Annotated in this window: 19 protein-coding genes and 1 tRNA gene; 19 read left to right on the top strand and 1 reads right to left on the bottom strand. The window is 40.6% G+C overall.

From position 1 onward, the window contains the following. Window positions 1-24: 24 nt before the first annotated feature. The 12 genes from BA81_RS11900 (at window position 25) to BA81_RS11845 (ending at window position 9,248) form a co-directional block, all read left to right on the top strand. Window positions 25-180 (top strand): FbpB family small basic protein, encoded by a 156-nt coding sequence (locus BA81_RS11900; protein ID WP_029707817.1) that lies wholly within the window; start codon window positions 25-27, stop codon window positions 178-180. Window positions 181-343: 163 nt separating this feature from the next. After that, a complete protein-coding gene (locus tag BA81_RS11895) occupies window positions 344-1,111 on the top strand; it encodes an ABC transporter ATP-binding protein (protein WP_024427408.1) in 768 nt (255 codons plus the stop codon). Window positions 1,112-1,140: 29 nt separating this feature from the next. Then, window positions 1,141-2,118: an aliphatic sulfonate ABC transporter substrate-binding protein gene (locus BA81_RS11890; RefSeq protein WP_411859208.1), complete on the top strand. Its 978-nt coding sequence runs from the start codon at window positions 1,141-1,143 to the stop codon at window positions 2,116-2,118. Next, window positions 2,115-2,945 carry an ABC transporter permease gene (locus BA81_RS11885; RefSeq protein ID WP_034282306.1) on the top strand — a complete coding sequence of 277 codons (831 nt, stop codon included), beginning with the start codon at window positions 2,115-2,117 and terminating at the stop codon, window positions 2,943-2,945. The genes BA81_RS11890 and BA81_RS11885 overlap by 4 nt, the downstream gene beginning before the upstream one ends. A gap of 17 nt (window positions 2,946-2,962) precedes the next feature. Continuing rightward, window positions 2,963-4,105: an FMNH2-dependent alkanesulfonate monooxygenase gene (ssuD, locus tag BA81_RS11880; RefSeq protein WP_034282305.1), complete on the top strand. Its 1,143-nt coding sequence runs from the start codon at window positions 2,963-2,965 to the stop codon at window positions 4,103-4,105. 539 nt (window positions 4,106-4,644) lie between these two features. Then, a complete protein-coding gene (locus BA81_RS11875; protein ID WP_024425336.1) occupies window positions 4,645-4,857 on the top strand; it encodes a hypothetical protein in 213 nt (70 codons plus the stop codon). A 114-nt stretch (window positions 4,858-4,971) separates the two neighbouring features. Then, window positions 4,972-5,718, top strand: coding sequence for an ABC transporter ATP-binding protein (locus BA81_RS11870; RefSeq protein ID WP_024427412.1), 747 nt, complete (start codon window positions 4,972-4,974; stop codon window positions 5,716-5,718). Further along, the gene (locus BA81_RS11865) at window positions 5,696-7,162 is read left to right on the top strand and encodes a hypothetical protein (RefSeq protein ID WP_034282304.1); all 1,467 of its coding nucleotides are present in this window, start codon (window positions 5,696-5,698) and stop codon (window positions 7,160-7,162) included. Before BA81_RS11870 ends, BA81_RS11865 begins: the two co-directional genes overlap by 23 nt. Beyond that, on the top strand, window positions 7,146-8,051 hold the full coding sequence (locus tag BA81_RS11860; RefSeq protein ID WP_034282303.1) for a PqqD family protein: 906 nt from the start codon (window positions 7,146-7,148) through the stop codon (window positions 8,049-8,051). Before BA81_RS11865 ends, BA81_RS11860 begins: the two co-directional genes overlap by 17 nt. Next, on the top strand, window positions 8,048-8,329 hold the full coding sequence (locus tag BA81_RS11855) for a hypothetical protein (protein ID WP_024425332.1): 282 nt from the start codon (window positions 8,048-8,050) through the stop codon (window positions 8,327-8,329). The genes BA81_RS11860 and BA81_RS11855 overlap by 4 nt, the downstream gene beginning before the upstream one ends. Before the next feature lie 61 nt (window positions 8,330-8,390). Next, the gene (locus tag BA81_RS11850; protein WP_034282302.1) at window positions 8,391-9,047 is read left to right on the top strand and encodes a hypothetical protein; all 657 of its coding nucleotides are present in this window, start codon (window positions 8,391-8,393) and stop codon (window positions 9,045-9,047) included. A gap of 127 nt (window positions 9,048-9,174) precedes the next feature. Continuing rightward, window positions 9,175-9,248 (top strand) — tRNA-Gly (locus BA81_RS11845). A 98-nt stretch (window positions 9,249-9,346) separates the two neighbouring features. On the opposite strand, the gene BA81_RS11840 is transcribed toward BA81_RS11845, so the two are convergent. After that, window positions 9,347-9,943 (bottom strand): hypothetical protein, encoded by a 597-nt coding sequence (locus tag BA81_RS11840; protein ID WP_227001709.1) that lies wholly within the window; start codon window positions 9,941-9,943, stop codon window positions 9,347-9,349. An 83-nt stretch (window positions 9,944-10,026) separates the two neighbouring features. Here BA81_RS11840 and queG point away from each other — a divergent pair, with 83 nt between their 5' ends. The 7 genes from queG (at window position 10,027) to BA81_RS11805 (ending at window position 18,108) form a co-directional block, all read left to right on the top strand. Further along, window positions 10,027-11,175 (top strand): tRNA epoxyqueuosine(34) reductase QueG, encoded by a 1,149-nt coding sequence (gene queG / locus BA81_RS11835; RefSeq protein ID WP_024427417.1) that lies wholly within the window; start codon window positions 10,027-10,029, stop codon window positions 11,173-11,175. Window positions 11,176-11,236: 61 nt separating this feature from the next. Further along, window positions 11,237-12,139 carry an amidase domain-containing protein gene (locus BA81_RS11830; RefSeq protein WP_024427418.1) on the top strand — a complete coding sequence of 301 codons (903 nt, stop codon included), beginning with the start codon at window positions 11,237-11,239 and terminating at the stop codon, window positions 12,137-12,139. 43 nt (window positions 12,140-12,182) lie between these two features. Beyond that, window positions 12,183-12,656: a tRNA (uridine(34)/cytosine(34)/5-carboxymethylaminomethyluridine(34)-2'-O)-methyltransferase TrmL gene (gene trmL, locus BA81_RS11825; protein ID WP_034282301.1), complete on the top strand. Its 474-nt coding sequence runs from the start codon at window positions 12,183-12,185 to the stop codon at window positions 12,654-12,656. Between the two features lie 173 nt (window positions 12,657-12,829). Continuing rightward, a complete protein-coding gene (locus BA81_RS11820) occupies window positions 12,830-13,537 on the top strand; it encodes a YrpD family protein (protein ID WP_034282300.1) in 708 nt (235 codons plus the stop codon). 375 nt (window positions 13,538-13,912) lie between these two features. Next, on the top strand, window positions 13,913-15,808 hold the full coding sequence (locus tag BA81_RS11815) for a PrkA family serine protein kinase (protein ID WP_024425326.1): 1,896 nt from the start codon (window positions 13,913-13,915) through the stop codon (window positions 15,806-15,808). A 139-nt stretch (window positions 15,809-15,947) separates the two neighbouring features. After that, a complete protein-coding gene (gene yhbH, locus BA81_RS11810; RefSeq protein WP_034282299.1) occupies window positions 15,948-17,111 on the top strand; it encodes a sporulation protein YhbH in 1,164 nt (387 codons plus the stop codon). 364 nt (window positions 17,112-17,475) lie between these two features. Next, window positions 17,476-18,108, top strand: coding sequence for a biotin/lipoyl-containing protein (locus BA81_RS11805; RefSeq protein WP_024425324.1), 633 nt, complete (start codon window positions 17,476-17,478; stop codon window positions 18,106-18,108). Window positions 18,109-18,112 lie beyond the last annotated feature (4 nt).

The following is an 18,112-nucleotide window of genomic DNA, read 5'->3' as shown; positions in this document are numbered from 1 at the left end:
TTTGAATGAGAAAGGATGAAGAAGATGGAAAAAAAGAAAAAACGAAAAAAATACAGAAAACATATGGATCTGACACTCGATATCTTGATTGAGCGGAACAAATATGAGATTTACAGTAACAAGGAACGAATAGAAGCGATTTACGATCGGATTGATGAAAAGCATACAAGGACAAAATAACCATTTTATAAATTTGAGTTGATTTATGGGATTAATATGATTTAGGATGGTGCTAACAAATCAATATGATTAGCTGATCGGACAACGCGAAGGCTCTTATCTCTTTTTTGGGATAAGGGCCTTTCTGTGTATTTATCTGATCGTAAGAGGAGTGGAGGTTTCAATGACGATTTCAATTGATATTGTGGATAAATCCTTTTGGAAAGACAAACAGACCATTCGGGTACTTGAAGACTTAAGATTGAGCATTATTCCCGGTGAATTTGTGACAGTGATAGGTCCGAGCGGATGTGGGAAAAGTACATTGCTAAAGATCATAAGCGGCCTCGACACAGCGTATGATGGGCAAATTTTGATAGGAGGCAGACGGATCACAGAACCAGGAATGAAACAGGGCTTTATCTTTCAGGAACACCGCCTGTTTCCATGGCTGACGGTTGAAGAAAACATAGCGGCCAATTTCAATTTAAAACAACAGGATGTACGCCGCAAAGTGGATGAATTGATTGAAATTGTTCGATTAAAAGGATTTGAACATGCTTATCCACATGAGCTTTCAGGAGGAATGTCACAACGGGTTGCCATTGCGAGAGCACTCCTTCGTGATCCGGAGATCTTATTGCTTGATGAACCATTTGGTGCGCTGGATGCATTCACACGAAAGCACTTGCAGGATGTGCTGCTGGACATTTGGCAGGAGAAAAAAACAACGATGATGCTCGTAACTCATGATATTGATGAATCGATTTATTTAGGAAATGAAATTGTGCTAATGCAAGCGAGACCTGGCCGAATCCATAAGATTCTTCCTGTGAACCTGCCTTTTCCGCGTGATAGAACGTCAACCGCTTTTCAAAGCTTAAGACAAAAGGTGCTTTCAGAATTTGAGAAAACAGATGAATTGTTACTAACCGATGGCTTAGGGATTTAGGGAGGGGAAATCGCATGAAAAAGAAACAAATGATCGTTATCTTTTTGAGTCTGCTGCTTGTTTTAGCAGGGTGTGATCAAGCAGCAGACGGCTCGGAAAACAAGGTGAAAGAAATTAGGATTGGAATTCAGCAAAGTTTGAGCCCGCTGCTTTTAGCAAAGGAAAAGGGGTGGTTTGAACAATCATTTGAAAAAGAAGGAGTGAAGGTAAAGTGGGTGGAGTTTCAAAGTGGACCTCCCCAATTTGAAGGACTTGCTGCAAATCAATTAGATTTCACGCAAGTTGGAAACTCACCTGTTATAGCAGGTCAGGCAGCTGGTATTGATTTTAAGGAAATTGGTTTATCTCAGGATGGGCTGAAAGCGAACGGTATTTTAGTGAATAAGAACAGTGAGATTCAAAAAGTAGAAGACTTACAAGGGAAAAAAATTGCTGTCGCTAAAGGTAGCAGCGGCTTTGACTTTTTATACAAAGTATTAGATCAGGCAGGTTTATCTGCGAAGGATGTTCAGATCATTCAGCTTCAGCCAGATGAAGCGATATCAGCATTTGAAAATGGGTCCGTTGATGCTTGGTCGATCTGGGAGCCGTTCTTATCACTTGAAACGATAAAGAAAGGAGCAAAGCTGCTGGTGAATGGGGAAGCGACCGATTTATATTCTCCAGGTTTCACCCTTGTTCGAACTCAGTTTGCTGATCAGCATCCTGAACTAGTAGTGAAATTCTTAAAGGTATATGACCATGCAGTGAAGTGGCAAAAAGCACATCCAGAAGAGGCTGCTACTCTATATGCGCGTTTAAAAAATTTAGATAAGAAGGTCGTCACACAAGTATTAAACAATACGGAACCACTCAATAAGCCCATTTCGAAGAAGATCATCAATGCTCAGCAGCATACCGCTGATTTTCAATACAAAACAAAGGCGATCCAGCGGAAAATTGATGTTAATCAGGTTGTAGATAATTCGTTTATTGAAAAAATGCTGAAAGAGGAGATGGATGAATGAAAGCTGTATCGAATCCGGCTTTAGCATCTAAAATCGAGCGGGCAAAGAAAAAAAGGAGAAAAGCTTCTTCTTTATATAAGTTAAAGGGACTGGTATTACCTGTTCTACTTATTGCGGTTTGGCAGATCATAGCTGGTTCTCAAATCGTTTCTTCCACTGTCTTGCCTTCGCCTGTCTTGATTGCAGAATCCTTTCGAGAGTTGATTCGTTCTGGTGAACTGTTTGGCCATCTATACATCAGCCTTTATCGAGCGATATGTGGATTTTTGCTAGGGGGAGGCTTAGGTCTTTTGCTGGGCGTATGCGTAGGGTTTTCTAAAAAAACAGAGCATTATGTAGATCCGACCTTGCAAATGCTGAGAACCGTTCCACATTTAGCGGTCACTCCTTTATTCATCCTCTGGTTTGGTTTTGATGAAACAGCGAAAATTTTATTGATTGCACTTGGGGCTTTTTTTCCGATTTATATTAATACGTTTCTAGGTATTCGCAGTGTAGATAATAAGCTGTTTGATGTGGCTCGCGCCTTAGAGTTTAATGTGTATCAAAGCATCACAAAGCTGATTTTACCGGCTGCTCTTCCTCATATTCTTCTGGGCGTGAGACTGTCATTAGGAATTGCTTGGCTTGGTTTAGTGGTAGCTGAGTTGATGGGTTCAAGCAGCGGGGTCGGCTATATGATTATGGATGCAAGGCAATTCTCTCAAACGGATAAAGTGTTTGTAGGAATTATCATCTTTGCAGTAGTAGGTAAGCTGACAGATTCATTTGTACGTCTGTTAGAAAAGCGTCTGCTCAAGTGGCGCACTAGTTATCAAGGTGAATAATAAAAGGGGGCGATGTTATGAATATTTTATGGTTTATTCCAATGCATGGAGACGGCCGTTATTTAGGATCAGCAAAAGGGGCAAGACAGGCAGACTATCCATATTTTAAACAGATTGCTCAAGCAGCTGATCAGCTTGGTTATACAGGGGTCTTGCTGCCTACTGGGAGATCCTGTGAAGATCCATGGCTGACGGCAGCTGCTTTAGCTGCGGAAACCACTCATTTAAAGTTTCTCGTGGCTCTTAGACCAGGGCTGATGCAGCCGTCTGTTGCTGCTAGAATGACGTCTACATTAGATCGTCTTTCAGGCGGGAGACTGCTGATTAATGTGGTAGCAGGGGGAAGTAAAGAGGAGCTTGAAGGAGATGGGCTGTTCATTTCTCATGATGAACGCTATGAGGCAACAGAAGAGTTTTTGACGATTTGGAAGCGGTTATTGAAAGGAGAAAATGTACAATTTCATGGCAAACATCTACAAGCAGAAAATGGCCGCCTGTTATTCCCACCAGCTCAAACCCCCCATCCACCAGTCTTTTTTGGCGGATCATCAGCAGCAGGAATTCAAGCAGCCGCCAAGCATACAGATGTTTATTTAACTTGGGGCGAACCGCCTGCACAAGTGAAAGAGAAAATTACACAAGTGAAGAAGCAGGCTGAAAAGGAAGGAAGAACGGTGAAGTTTGGCATTCGTCTTCATGTGATTGTGAGAGATACCGAAGAGGAGGCATGGCAGGCAGCGGAACATCTGATTCGTCATTTAGATCAAAAAACCATTGATGAAGCGCAAAAAGTGTTACAGGGGATGGACTCAGTAGGTCAAAGACGAATGGTGGAATTGCACCAAGGGAGGAAAGACAAACTTGAAATCAGCCCAAATCTTTGGGCAGGCATTGGTTTAGTACGCGGCGGTGCAGGAACAGCACTCGTCGGAGATCCGCAAACAGTAGCAGATCGTATCATAGAATACCAGTCTCTAGGCATTGATACATTTATATTTTCTGGATACCCGCACCTAGAAGAAGCTTATTATTTAGCAGAGCTTGTTTTCCCGCTCCTTCCATTTAAGAGATCCGGGGATACAGGACTCTCTGTGCCAGCCGGTGAAATCATTGGGAACAATCATTTTCCAGATGCAGCCTCTGCTGCTAGTTCCTCATAAATTTGAAAAAGCAAAGCAGTCTGACATGGCTGCTTTGCTTTTTTTCATAGAATAGGCGAGTCATTTGTTGTGTAGTGCTGAACAAGGTAAGGGCTTTTTTCCCAATCGATTTTCTTGTATATACATATTTTTAGAGTCAAGAGAAGAAGGAAAATGTGCTCACTCTTTTATCGGAATGATCAGTAAATATTTCATAATTGGCATTATTGCGACATATAATCAGGACTTTTATATCTGATATCTCGGGGGAATTCTTTCTATCTCACAAAAAGGAAAGAATAAATATGATAGATGATAAATATGGACTATTTGAAAAAAAGAAGAAAAAAGATGGCGCAAATGACATTAAATGGGTTTTGTGGTTCTTATGGGGTGTCAAAATCTAGTAAATAAGAGAGGGTTTAAACAGATGAAAGTGAATAATTGAATAAAAAGTCACATTTTAATCAAATGTATGTTCGGTCAAAAATGGGATGTTCTGTAGATGTTTGGCGTGTGACGCCTATGATACGATCATCATAAGCTGGGAGGTGAAAAGTATGACTTATGCAGCGCCGCAAGTTGACTATTCCACTATGGAACCTGCTATTATGGACCAAGCTTGGTTCTTAGTATTTGTTGCTGTCCTTCTTGGATTGGGAGCAACAGTCGTTCTAGGAGCAGCAGTTTGGTGTATCGCAAACGGCAAGGGTAGCTTTACAGGAGCCGTTCAGTGGGAAAGTGGCTTAAAAGTCAAAATTGAATGTAAGTAGCTATACTTAGGATTCATCTTTTTGCTTCTTAGATAAGACACCAGGGCTAAACCGTCTGTGGCGGGCGGTTTAGCCTGATCTGTTTTAAAGAATATGCAGACACTTGGAGGTTATATGTTTACGATCGAGAATTTAACCAAGACGTATAAAAATAACGTGACTGCTGTCAATGATTTTCATTTAAAGATCGACCCTCATCAAATCGTTGCTGTTGCTGGACCGAATGGTTCGGGTAAAACAACGATGATTAACTGTATACTCGGCATTATTAAGCATACAGAAGGAAGGGTTCACTTGCAGGACGTCACAAATGATGAACCATCCTTTAAAAAACAAGTAGCCTATGTTCCAGATGACCTGCTGCTCCCTGAAGCATTGACTGGTGCTGAATATTTAGATTTTGTTTCTTCTATGTATGAATGTAAAACAATTCACAGAAGAAATCAACTAATTGAACTGTTTGATATGGACTCGGCTTTATCAAGACCGATCGAAACCTATTCACATGGGATGAAAAAAAAGACACAGCTGATTGCTGCATTTATGCTTGATAGTCAATTGGTGATCATGGATGAGCCCTTTAGAGGACTTGATATTGAAGCGGTTATAAACACAAAGAAACTGATGAAGCGGTATGCCGAGCACCATGGTGCGATCTTGCTTTCAACGCATGATATGCTTTCAGCTGAAGAGCTGTGCCACAAAATCGCCATTATTTCTAAAGGAAATAAAATGGATGAAGGAACGGTCTCAGCCTTAAAGGAGAAGTATCAATCAAGCACACTGGAACAGGTGTTTCTGAAAGCTTCAATGTTAAGTGATAGGGGTGCACATTTTGATGAAATCATTAATCATTTCTAAAATGATGCTTAAAATGTGGCAGCAGGAGATGTATAAGCTCTTTGATACTCAAACGAAGCGGATCATTGTGGTCTTATTCTTTTTGTTTGCCGTCACAATGGGAGCCATTATCGGATACAGCTTTACAGGTGTCTTTATGAAGGCTTTCTTAAATGGAGATGAACGTTCACTTGGATTACTCGTCGTGTCAATGGCGATCAATGCTTCTATATTTACAAGCTTGTTATTCGTTTTGATCAAGGTCAGAACACCTGAACAAGACCGGTTTTCTATGCAGCTCAGCTGGTTCCCGCTCTCTACCTTTCAGAAAAGTTTTGGATACTTCATTCCGATGGTGACAGTGGTGGCAGGGCTTGTTTTATTTTTTATCGGCATTCTGCTTTTACCTAATTTTATTGCCCAGGGAATTGGTATTTTTTTTATCTTCACTTTCTTTTTGATGGTGCTTTTGCAGTCGCTTTTTGTCTTAATGCTGCTCCAGTTTATTTACAATATCACTTATTTACTCGTTTTGAAATTAAAATTACCGTTGCAAAAATTTGCAGCGATATTTGTTTTATTGGCACTGGTCGTAGCGTATGGATTGACGCATTTTGATATTAGTCAAATTCAGCAATCATATATTCAGTTTGATTATCATTTGATGTATTTGACAGCACCGTTTTTCCTAGCGGCACAAGGAATGCCTCCTGAAGGGGTAAATTATGCCATTTTGATTCTGTTCATCCTCTTATCGGCAGGCGGGGCATTTCTTTCTCTTGCGATGATGCCGATTATGGCAGAGAAAAAAGCGCTAACCTTTTTACACAAGCTGCCGTTCTCTTCTTCAAAGAAGTGGTCGCTTATTGTGAAGGAAATGAAGTCACAGGTGCGAAATGAAGAAAACATTTTAAACTTTCTTATTCTCCTCATTGTGATCTTATTCGTCCGTTATCAGTTTGGATTCCGCTTTGAAGATGAAGCATTTTTTGTTCTATGCGCTCTTGCTGGTTTAACAGCCTTCAATTCGTTTGGCAATGATAAACGAATGCTGGGCATGTATAAAACATTTGGTCTGAGATCTTGGGAAGTGGCTTTATATAAATTTATCGGCCTTCTGCTCGTAGGTGTACTGCAAATTGTTTTATTCATGCTGACAACGCTGACGCTTCCTGATCAGATTTGGCACGCATTGATTGGTGCTGCTGTCTTATGCAATGCCACTGCGCTCTTTTATGTGGTGGGTATCTTACTTCCTCTTGATCGAAACAATCCCTATACAGGTATTTTTTCATTTGGAGCGCTTATTTTACTCATGATTCCGATTGTTTTTATTGGGAACTATGTCATAGGGGCGTCTAGTCAAGCGCTTCAGTGGCTGCTTATGGCTGCATTTGAGGGTCTGCTCATCTTTGCCATATACAAAGGTTTTTCATGGAGGTATTCACATGATTCAACTTCTTAACAATAAGCTAAAGATTGAGCGGGTACCGGCACTAGCGCCGTATGTGACCTTACAAAAGAGGCATCTCACGGATACGCAGTATGGAAGCACACTCCCGATCAATGAAAGTGCCTATCATATGTTAACGAAAGTGGACGGTAAAAGAACTGAAGCGAGTATTACCGCAGAGCTCGCCGATTTGTTTCAGGTCGATGAGTCGGTGATTGCTCGTGACTTTTATCAGCTGATGATGGGATTGAATCAGCATCACTTGCTGTCTATTCATTATCATTCACCATATCGGATTGTGACAGCCTGCTGTCAATTTTTCAAGCAGTATCAAGTCAAAATGAAGGAACGATTTGATTGTACTGGTCACTCGTTCCTTCACATTTTTGGGACGGCTTTGCTCATGGTGACACGTAAAATCATCTTTTTCTGGATGCTTTTCATGGTCATGGCAGGGATCGCTTTTTTATTCATTCCTGATCCGTCGATTGCAGCCATTGCGATTTATTTTACGATTATTTATTTCGGGTTAATTACCGGAACCGCCTTACATGAGGCGGCACATGGCTATGCGCATCGAAAATTTGCAGGGCGGGATGGGCCTCAAGGCTTTTTTGCGAGTGACATGATGTCAGTGAAGTTTGTAAGGCCCGTATTAGATCCATTTCAGAAAAAGCAGGTATGGATTACGCTGCTTGGCCCGCTTGTTCCCGGTGTGATTGGCGCAGCAGGCATCATCGTGACCATTTTATTTCTAAAAGAAAACCCGGTTTCGACAGGATTTTTCATTTTTTCAATCACGTATTTTATTCAATTACTCTATCTTCTTCCGTTTATGGGGGATGGTAAGTCCATTATGAAGCAGCTATTGCTTGGGGGAATGGGAGGACAACGATCATGAACGTACAGGCGATGAAACAAGGCGCGATAGTCGGTAGTTTTCTCGGATTCTTAGGCTTTCCGATGCTGACAATCGGTGTACTGTTCTATCATTTATTTCAATCAAAAACGAATGATGCTTTATTATTTAACAGTCTCGCTTTTGAAATGGAAGGCTCGTCCGCATTTACTTTTCAGATCAAGCCAAACTTTTTTATTTATATGATGGTGATTTTTGCTGTGAGTTTTCTCATTGTGGCATTCCTATCAGCCATGAAACAGAAAAAAGCAAAAGGTTAGGAGAATTCTCCTAACCTTTTTTTAGTATAATAGGAAATAAAAAACATCAAAGGGGATCACAATGTTTAAAAAATGGAGCATTCTTATCTTCACTGTTTTTCTATTAGCTGGATGCGGCGAGAAGGCCGAAGTAACCACGACAACCGAGAAGACGGTTTCGACCATAAAAACAGAGCCTGCCACTAAAAACCAAGTAACCATCGAACAAATGAAACTCTCAAAAAAAGAAAAAAACTTACTAGAAGCAGCAACGGCTAATGAAAAGGTGGCTCTGACACTGAAAGGATTAACGAAGAAGAATAAGAGTATTACGTTTATCGGGAGTCATTACAAAAATGGACGATTAGTGAATAAGGAAGCATCATCTGCTACCTTTTCTTTACACCAGGATGGAACCGACCAAACGGTGAATGTACTTCTTCAATTACATCATGAGAAAGATACATATGAATCACAATTTAGTATTTGGTCAAATAAAAAGAATGATGGGATGACGAAAGCGACATCAAGCTTCCCGTTCAAAGTAAGTGACTATGTATTTTCTGCACAATCTGAAACTGTCAAAGTTGCTTCCGGAGGAAAGGCACTGATTGCGTATACAGCGGCGATGGGGAAAGACGGGGGTTCAATAATATTTGAAGAGATTGAGGAGAATCCAAAGCAAGCACTGAAGAATAAGTCACATGCATACTTATTTTATATCCAGCTAGATAAATAACTATCGTAATATATACGGAGAATATGAAGTTTTTTGACGAAAAATTTTCATATTCTCTTGACGAATTGTTAAGAAAGTTGTAACATAATAAAAGTCAACGCGATGACGTCGCTTTTAAAAGATTGATGCGGGTGTAGTTTAGTGGTAAAACCTCAGCCTTCCAAGCTGATGTCGTGAGTTCGATTCTCATCACCCGCTCCAATACATAATTTTGTTTATAACGCAGTATTTCGTTTCTTAGATAAACGAAGTGTTGCGTTTTTTATTATGTCAGTATAATGTGAAAAAGCACTGTCAGGCTACAGTGCTTTTTCAATGAGTTCATATTTGCTTTCTCCGCCATGTATTTGTACAAACATCTTCGTCAAGGATTGAATAAGAGCTTCACTCTTTTCCCGGGAAATAGATGGCGGGAAAAGGATGATTTGAAGAATGTTCTTTGTGTCTTGAGAAATTTGTGCTTTACTTGTTTGAGAAAATAATCCATTCAGTCCTGCGTTGTCCTGCCATTCGATGTCACCAGCCTCATGTTTTGCCAGTGAAAGCGGTCCTTTGATGCGATCGGCATCTAATGTCAGGATAGGTAAGAAATATTTTAGTGAGAAAAATATCGACAAATCCTGTACGGAATTGGTCGAGTCAATAAATTGTTCCTTTTGGATGTTAGAAAGAAGTGGAAGGAAAGGAACGTCTTTTAAAAGATCCGTCCATTCTTTGATGGCTGGTACTTCTTCTAAGACTTTATCTTCGTATTCAAAAAATAAAGATTCTTGAAACAAGCGTAAGCGGCCTTTTAACATTTGAGGTGATGTACCCACTTCAATATGTGAATATTCAATCTGCCCAACATGGATAGACGGGTTTTGAGGATGAGAAATTTCCATATGTATCTTCACAGTGACTCACTCCAATCGGTCATGATACACTCGTATTATACTGAAAACAACAGAAGAAACAAAGAAAGGAGGTTTGCAAGGTGATTCATGTTGGAGAATTAAAAGAAGAATTGATTCAATATGCGAAAGAAATTGGTGTCGATAAAATTCGATTTGCAAGTGCCGATACATTTGATTCATTAAAGGACCGCCTCATCTTACATGAATCGTTAGGGTATTTGTCAGGTTTTGAAGAGCCTGATATTGAAAAAAGGACAAACCCTTCTTTGCTGCTTCCGAAGGCCAAATCAATTGTTGCGATAGCGCTCGCGTATCCTTCCAAAATGAAAGATGCTCCTCGAAGTACAAAGGATGCGAGACGGGGGATTTTTTGCCGGGCTTCATGGGGAACAGATTATCATGTTGTGCTGAAAAAAAAGCTTGATATGCTCGAAGAATTTCTGCGAAGCAAACATGTCGATATACGGACAAAATCAATGGTGGATACAGGAGAATTATCTGATCGTGCTGTAGCAGAACGTGCTGGCATTGGTTTTAGTGCAAAGAACTGTATGATTATCACGCCAGAGTTTGGATCTTATGTGTATTTGGCTGAAATGATCACAAATGTTCCGTTTGAACCGGATGAGAAAATTGAAGACCAGTGCGGAACTTGTAATAAATGTGTGGATTCGTGTCCAACGGGTGCGCTTGTGAATCCAGGGCAGCTGAATTCTCAGCGGTGCATTTCATTTTTAACGCAGACAAAAGGGTTTTTACCTGACGAATTTCGTTCGAAAATAGGGAATCGATTGTACGGGTGTGATACATGTCAAACTGTCTGCCCGATCAATAAAGGAAAAGACTTTCATCTGCATCCTGAAATGGAGCCGGACCCTGAAATTGCGAAGCCGCTGTTAAAGCCGCTTCTGACAATCAGCAATCGTGAGTTTAAGGAAAAATACGGTCATGTTTCAGGTTCATGGCGGGGGAAAAAGCCCATTCAGCGGAATGCAATTTTGGCACTCGCTCATTTTAAAGATACATCTGCCTTACCAGTGTTAATTGAGTTGATGCACAAGGATCCAAGACCGGTCATTCGGGGAACGGCTGCTTGGGCAATTGGCAAAATTGGCGATGATCAGCAGCTCCCAGAATTGGAAAAGGCCCTTGAGCGGGAAAGTGATGAAGAAGCGAAAGAGGAGATTGTGAAAGGGATTGAGCTTTTACAGACACCTTTAAATACTAAATAACATCCCTGTGAACATAGAATGAACCAAACAAAGTTTTTAAAAAATGTTTGGTGGTGTTTGTGTGAAACAATTATTAGAGAAAACTTTAGAAGACAGGCTGGCGTATTTAATCAATGACCGTGCAATCAAACAGCCGCAGCTTATGTCTGATGTGGAAGCAGTAGAGCGGAAAAAAGAGCTTTTTGCTAGAAGACAGGTTGAGATTGTGAAGGCGAAAGCAAAAACAAAACTTCTCGATTCAGCCATTCAAGATGATGGCGCTCAGCATGTGCAGTACCTTGCTCATCTCACATATGTATGTAAGGATGTAGACGATTCTTTTTATTTAGAGGAACAGGTGGAAAAAAGAGAAGCGTTTCTTTATAACAACATGCTTGTTAAAGATCGGATGATGTTAGAAGAGCGGCAAAGCGAAGAGCATATGGATGAGCGCTTTCAGATCGAAGAACAATTCGGGAGAGCCTTTCATTATGACCGGCGGGCAGCCGTGAAGTATGCGGAGACATATTGGAATAAACGGAATCCAGCCTATAAAAACTTTGAAGATAACTGTACAAATTTTATTTCACAATGTTTGAAAGCAGGGAACGCGCCAACGAGAGGGTATCCGAACCGCGGGTCTGGCTGGTGGGTGCGTCCGCATACGTGGAGCTATAGCTGGACGGTGGCTCATTCGATGAAAAATTATTTAGCGAATTCGAAAGCGGGTTTGAGAGCAAAGAAACTCAAAGAAGCCCACGAGCTTCAAATTGGTGATGTCATTTGCTACGATTTTGAAGGTGATGGAAGGTATAATCATACAACCATTGTCGTTGATCATGACAAAGGCGGAATGCCTCTTGTGAATGCACAGACGTATGACTCCCGCATGCGTTATTGGTCATACGAGGATTCGACAGCCTATACACCTGCTATTCGATATATGTTTTTTCACATTTTGGACGATGCCGCGAAGGATAGTTAGTGGTATAATGTTGAGCGGAAATGAAAATTAGAGGTGAACTTTTTTGGGACTTCATGTCGTTTTATATCAACCAGAGATTCCAGCTAATACTGGAAATATTGCGCGTACATGTGCAGCAACAAATACAACCCTTCATCTGATTCGTCCGCTTGGTTTTTCGACAGATGACAAAATGCTGAAGCGTGCAGGACTCGATTATTGGAAATATGCCAATGTGGTCTATCATGATTCACTTGATGAATTATTTGAGGCACATCCGAAGGGGCAATTTTTCTATATCACAAAATTTGGCCAAAAGCCGCATACAACATTTGATTACTCTCAGCTGGATGAAGACTATTTCTTTGTGTTTGGAAGAGAGACAAGTGGATTGCCAAAAGATTTGATTGAACAAAATATGGACCGTTGTCTTCGTTTACCGATGACAGAGCATGTTCGTTCTTTGAATCTGTCGAATACGGCAGCCATTCTTGTATATGAGGCACTTCGCCAGCAGCAATATCGCGATCTCATATAAGATCATGATTAAAAGCCGAGATACTGATCTCGGCTTTTTTATGTGAGTTAAGAAACAGAAAGATGAAAAATATGACTTAATTATACTTTTTTTAACATGTTAAAAAATAGGTAGTATGATAGATTGTGATCACGTTTTCAAAAAATGATGAATCCATTAGGAGGAATAATGAGATGAAAAAGCTACTGATCACTAGTGCCATTAGCTCAGCAATTTTAATGGGGACGCTTCCAGTCAGTATTCCAGGACTCTCTCAGACGCAGGAGATAGAAGCAGCGCAGTTATCAAAAGGGATTGGCGGGCGTACTTATATCAATAGTAACGGATCCATATTGGTCACAAAAATTCAACTCCCTTCCACAATGAGTGTGTCAAATGGTACAGCTTATATTTATTCTGGATTCACAGGTTCAAAGGAAGCGGATATTGGTCTTCAATACAGTTCAACCTATAATGTGTGGAAACCTACGATGAAAGTAGGAGCAAATAATCAAGAGACATATATCGAAGGAAAAGATGACTTCACGTATACAAAGGGATTTAAACCTGGAAGTACTGTTCAAATGACGATTTATAAAAATTTGAATGGGCATACAAGAGCGACGTTCTGGGGCACAAATAATGTTGGTTATACCGGCCGCATTATTACAGAAATTCAAAACTCAAACATTGGCTCTGTGACCAAGTGGAAACTACTGTCGACGGTAGCAGTAACTGACGATATTTATCGAAAAGACATTCGGGCGAATTTCTCTACTCGTTTTACTGACATCACATTGGATAATCGTGCCGTTACACCTGTGGTCGATACGCAAGACTTTACGAAGGTGCAGGTGTCAGGGAATACAGTGAATATGCAAGTGCTGAAAACAACGAACTAAATGAAAAAGGATGTTCCGCAAATGGAACATCCTTTTTTTCATTTACCAGGCTTGCCTTCGTAGCCAGCAGTGAAAATGGATACTAAAAACGTAATGATGACGCCCATCATAATGACCGTTCTCATATAAGCTCCCCCTTATCCCTTTGTTCCGTTCGCTGCCTGTTTCATATGATGTGAAGTTCACCTTGAAAAGCAGGAGAAGAAAATCATTTTTCTCCTATTTTTCCTTTATTATGAAGGGTCTTGCGGATGGTTGTCAATTCAGTTTGCCAATTCGTCATTTTGAAGAACGAAAGCATGTAAGAGGACGCCTCCGCATAGATTGTAAAACAGTATCTGATTTCTAGCTTCAATCTTGAAAGAGGAGGTTCATATGGATATTTTAAAGAAAATCGAACAGCACAGAGAAGAAGAGCAGCGTCTGAAATGGGAAGGCACATTCAGCGATTATTTAGACATTATTAAGGAAAATCCACTTGTCGCTCAATCTGCTCATTCTCGCGTTTATCATATGATTAAAGACAGCGGGATTGAAGAGGAGAATGGGGTCAGAACCTACAAATTTTTTGATCAGGAGCTGTTTGGGTTAGAGGAATCACTCGAAAGATTAGTGGAGGAATATTTTCACCCTGCTGCAAAGCGGCTGGATGTCAGGAAGCGTATTTTATTACTGATGGGACCAGTAAGCGGGGGAAAATCGACGCTTGTCACTAGATTGAAAAGAGGACTTGAAGAATATTCACTCACAGATCATGGCGCAGTCTATGCGATCAAAGGCTGCCCTATGCATGAAGATCCGCTTCATCTCATTCCGCAAAATCTGCGGGAGGATTTCTATAGAGAATATGGGATTCGTGTGCAGGGGAATTTGTCGCCTCTGAACATGATGAGACTAGAAGAGGAATATGGCGGCAGAATTGAGGATGTAAGGGTCGAGCGGATCTTTTTCTCTGAAGATAAACGGACCGGCATTGGTACCTTTAGTCCGTCTGATCCGAAATCTCAGGACATTGCCGATTTAACAGGAAGCATCGATTTTTCAACCATTGCTGAATTTGGATCAGAGTCAGATCCCCGCGCCTACCGCTTTGATGGAGAACTCAATAAAGCAAACCGAGGGATGATGGAGTTTCAGGAGATGTTAAAGTGTGATGAGAAATTTCTCTGGCACCTTCTGTCATTAACGCAGGAAGGAAATTTTAAGGCAGGAAGATTCGCCTTAATTAGTGCAGATGAATTGATCGTCGCCCATACGAATGAAACCGAGTACCGGTCGTTTATTTCAAATAAAAAGAACGAGGCGCTCCATTCAAGAATTATTGTGATGCCAATTCCTTATAACTTAAAGGTCACAGAAGAAGAACGCATTTATCATAAAATGATTTCAGAAAGTGATGTCTCAGATGTGCATATTGCCCCGCATACGCTGAAGGTAGCAGCAATGTTCTCCATTTTGACGAGACTGAAAGAGCCGAAGCGTTCTGATATTGATTTGGTGAAAAAAATGCGTCTGTATGACGGAGAAAGTGTCGAAGGCTTCCAATCAGTCGACATTGATGAGATGAAAAAGGAATTTCATGACGAAGGGATGAGCGGAATTGATCCGCGGTATGTGATTAACCGAATTTCATCTACCATCATTCGAAAGAATATGGAATCGATCAATGCACTGGATGTCCTTCGCTCCTTAAAAGAAGGGCTCGATCAGCATCCGTCTATCTCCAGCGAGGATCGGGAGCGTTATTTGAATTTCATTTCAGTCGCGCGAAAAGAGTATGATGATATTGCGAAGAAGGAAGTGCAAAAGGCCTTTGTGTATTCCTATGAGGAGTCTGCGAAAACGCTGATGGATAATTACTTAGATAATGTCGAGGCATACTGCAATAAAAACAAGCTGCGTGATCCGTTAACGGGTGAAGAAATGAATCCTGATGAAAAGCTCATGCGTTCAATTGAGGAGCAGATTGGTATTTCTGAAAACGCCAAAAAGGCATTTAGAGAAGAAATTCTGATTCGTATCTCGGCTTATGCGAGAAAGGGAAAACGCTTTGATTATAATTCACATGAGAGATTGCGGGAGGCCATTCAGAAGAAGCTGTTTGCTGATCTAAAAGATGTGGTGAAAATCACGACATCGACGAAGACACCGGATGAACAGCAGCTGAAGAAGGTCAATGAAGTAGTGGCTAGATTAATTGATGAGCATGGCTATAATTCAACAAGTGCAAATGAACTTTTAAAATATGTAGGCAGTCTTCTGAATCGATAATAAATGAAGGAGGCATTATTGGCGCATCAGCACCGGTAATGTCTTTTTTAGAAATGATCGTCAACTTGGATGACGAGCAGCATAGGATAAAGGAATCGATGGCTAGAAGAATTGTGCAAATAGGTGAGGAGGGGGATGGATGTCCCGGCAAGAAAAAAGTCAGTTTATTGTGTCTCAGGAAGACTGGTCCCTCCATCGAAAAGGCTATGACGACCAGCAGCGTCATCAGAAAAAAGTCAAAGAGGCGATTAAAAATAATTTGCCGGATCTTGTTACAGAAGAAAGCATCATCATGTCGAATGGAAAAGATGTTGTGAAAATTCCGATCCGTTCATTAGATGAATATAAAATTCGGTATAACTACGACAAAAATAAACATGTGGGTCAAGGCGATGGAGACAGCGAGGTTGGCGATGTTGTTGCGCGTGACGGCTCAGACAGCAAGCAGGGTCAAGGAAAGGGGCAGGGTGCTGGAGATCAAGCTGGTGAGGATTATTACGAAGCAGAAGTCTCATTAATGGATCTCGAGGAAGCACTGTTTCGTGAACTGGAGCTGCCAAACCTCAAGCAAAAGGAGCTTGACGACATCATTGTTGAACAAATTGAGTTTAACGATATTCGCAAAACCGGGTTAACAGGAAATATCCACAAAAAACGAACGATGCTGTCGGCATTTAAACGAAATGCGATGACAGGCAGTCCTTCCTTTTATCCGATTTACCCAGAGGATATCAAGTATAAAACGTGGAATGAAGTGACCAAACCAGAGTCGAAAGCTGTCGTTTTGGCGATGATGGATACGAGCGGAAGTATGGGGCTTTGGGAAAAATATATGGCGAGAAGTTTTTTCTTTTGGATGACACGTTTCTTACGGACAAAGTATGAGACGGTCGATATTGAATTTATTGCCCACCATACAGAGGCGAAGGTGGTAGACGAAGAACATTTCTTCTCACGGGGTGAGAGCGGGGGGACCATTTGCTCGTCTGTCTATCGAAAGGCACTAGAGCTCATAGACGAACGATACCCGCCGTCGCGATATAATATTTATCCTTTTCATTTTTCTGATGGTGACAATTTGACCTCAGACAACGCCCGGTGTGTGAAACTTGTTTCTGAGATCATGAAAAAAGCCAATTTATTCTGCTATGGTGAAGTCAATCAATATAACCGGCATTCTACGTTAATGTCAGCATATAAACACATTCAGGATGAGAAATTTAAGCATTATATTTTGAAGCAAAAATCAGACGTTTTTCTCGCACTAAAAAAATTTTTTCAGCAGGAAGAAGTTCATTCATAACGAGCACATTTGAAAAAACCTTTCAGCATAAGGGCTGAAAGGTTTTTTGTGTGGAGAAGGAAAGGATCGCCAAAAAAAAAGTAAAACTTTCTCTTTGACATTTCAATTTTCATTTATTAATATTTAATCTTGTTAAATATAAGTTTTTCAAAAAAGATGCCGATCGTCTTTTCTTCTTTTTCTGCTCTTTGCTCATAAGTGAACAATAAGTATAAATGGGCTGCACACCATGATAGGGGCGGGAGTAGAAGAAGGGAAAAGGACAGAGTGTTGAGCTTGTTTCATATTCTGTCAGATGATGGGCATTCTAAGTTTGCTAAAGCAGATGACACTATATTTTTATACATGAAAGGAGAAACAAAACATGAACAGAGGGCGTTTATTGCTAACGAACATTATTGGCCTTATTGTGATTCTTGCCATTATTGCCGGAGGTGCTTATTACTACTATGAAAGCACAAACTTTGTCAAAACAGATGAGGCAAAAGTGACAGGTGACATGTATCAAATTACAGCACCAGCAGCTGGACAAATCAAAGGCTGGGATATCAACGAAGGTGACGAAGTGGAAAAAGACAGCACAGTTGCAAAAGTTGAAGGACAAACAAAAACAAACATTAAAGCAGTGGCTGATGGCACATTAGTCAAAAAAGAAGTACAAAACAATCAACAAGTGCAGCCTGGTACAGTTCTTGGTGAAACAATTGATTTAAGCAAGCTTTACATCACAGCAAATATTAAGGAAACAGATATTAAAAACATTGAAAAAGGCGACAAAGTCGACATCGTTGTAGATGGAGATCCTGATACAACATTTGAAGGAACTGTTGAACAAATTGGTTATGCGACAAACTCAACATTCAATATGCTGCCAGCAACTAATTCAAGTGGAAACTATACAAAAGTAACGCAAAAAGTAGCAGTGAAAATTTCAATTAAAAATCCATCAGACAAAGTGCTTCCAGGTATGAATGCTTCTGTCAAAATTTCATCTTAATGAT

Source organism: Bacillus safensis FO-36b, assembly GCF_000691165.1.
Classification (GTDB): Bacteria; Bacillota; Bacilli; order Bacillales; family Bacillaceae; genus Bacillus; species Bacillus safensis.
This window is presented reverse-complemented; position numbering and strand designations above follow the sequence as displayed.

Coding starts and splice junctions, on each gene's coding strand:
- BA81_RS11900 (WP_029707817.1), top strand. CDS start 25: ATGGAAAAAAAGAAAAAACGAAAAAAATACAGAAAACATATGGATCTG.
- BA81_RS11895 (WP_024427408.1), top strand. CDS start 344: ATGACGATTTCAATTGATATTGTGGATAAATCCTTTTGGAAAGACAAA.
- BA81_RS11890 (WP_411859208.1), top strand. CDS start 1,141: ATGATCGTTATCTTTTTGAGTCTGCTGCTTGTTTTAGCAGGGTGTGAT.
- BA81_RS11885 (WP_034282306.1), top strand. CDS start 2,115: ATGAAAGCTGTATCGAATCCGGCTTTAGCATCTAAAATCGAGCGGGCA.
- ssuD (WP_034282305.1), top strand. CDS start 2,963: ATGAATATTTTATGGTTTATTCCAATGCATGGAGACGGCCGTTATTTA.
- BA81_RS11875 (WP_024425336.1), top strand. CDS start 4,645: ATGACTTATGCAGCGCCGCAAGTTGACTATTCCACTATGGAACCTGCT.
- BA81_RS11870 (WP_024427412.1), top strand. CDS start 4,972: ATGTTTACGATCGAGAATTTAACCAAGACGTATAAAAATAACGTGACT.
- BA81_RS11865 (WP_034282304.1), top strand. CDS start 5,696: ATGAAATCATTAATCATTTCTAAAATGATGCTTAAAATGTGGCAGCAG.
- BA81_RS11860 (WP_034282303.1), top strand. CDS start 7,146: ATGATTCAACTTCTTAACAATAAGCTAAAGATTGAGCGGGTACCGGCA.
- BA81_RS11855 (WP_024425332.1), top strand. CDS start 8,048: ATGAACGTACAGGCGATGAAACAAGGCGCGATAGTCGGTAGTTTTCTC.
- BA81_RS11850 (WP_034282302.1), top strand. CDS start 8,391: ATGTTTAAAAAATGGAGCATTCTTATCTTCACTGTTTTTCTATTAGCT.
- BA81_RS11820 (WP_034282300.1), top strand. CDS start 12,830: ATGAAAAAGCTACTGATCACTAGTGCCATTAGCTCAGCAATTTTAATG.
- BA81_RS11815 (WP_024425326.1), top strand. CDS start 13,913: ATGGATATTTTAAAGAAAATCGAACAGCACAGAGAAGAAGAGCAGCGT.
- yhbH (WP_034282299.1), top strand. CDS start 15,948: ATGTCCCGGCAAGAAAAAAGTCAGTTTATTGTGTCTCAGGAAGACTGG.
- BA81_RS11805 (WP_024425324.1), top strand. CDS start 17,476: ATGAACAGAGGGCGTTTATTGCTAACGAACATTATTGGCCTTATTGTG.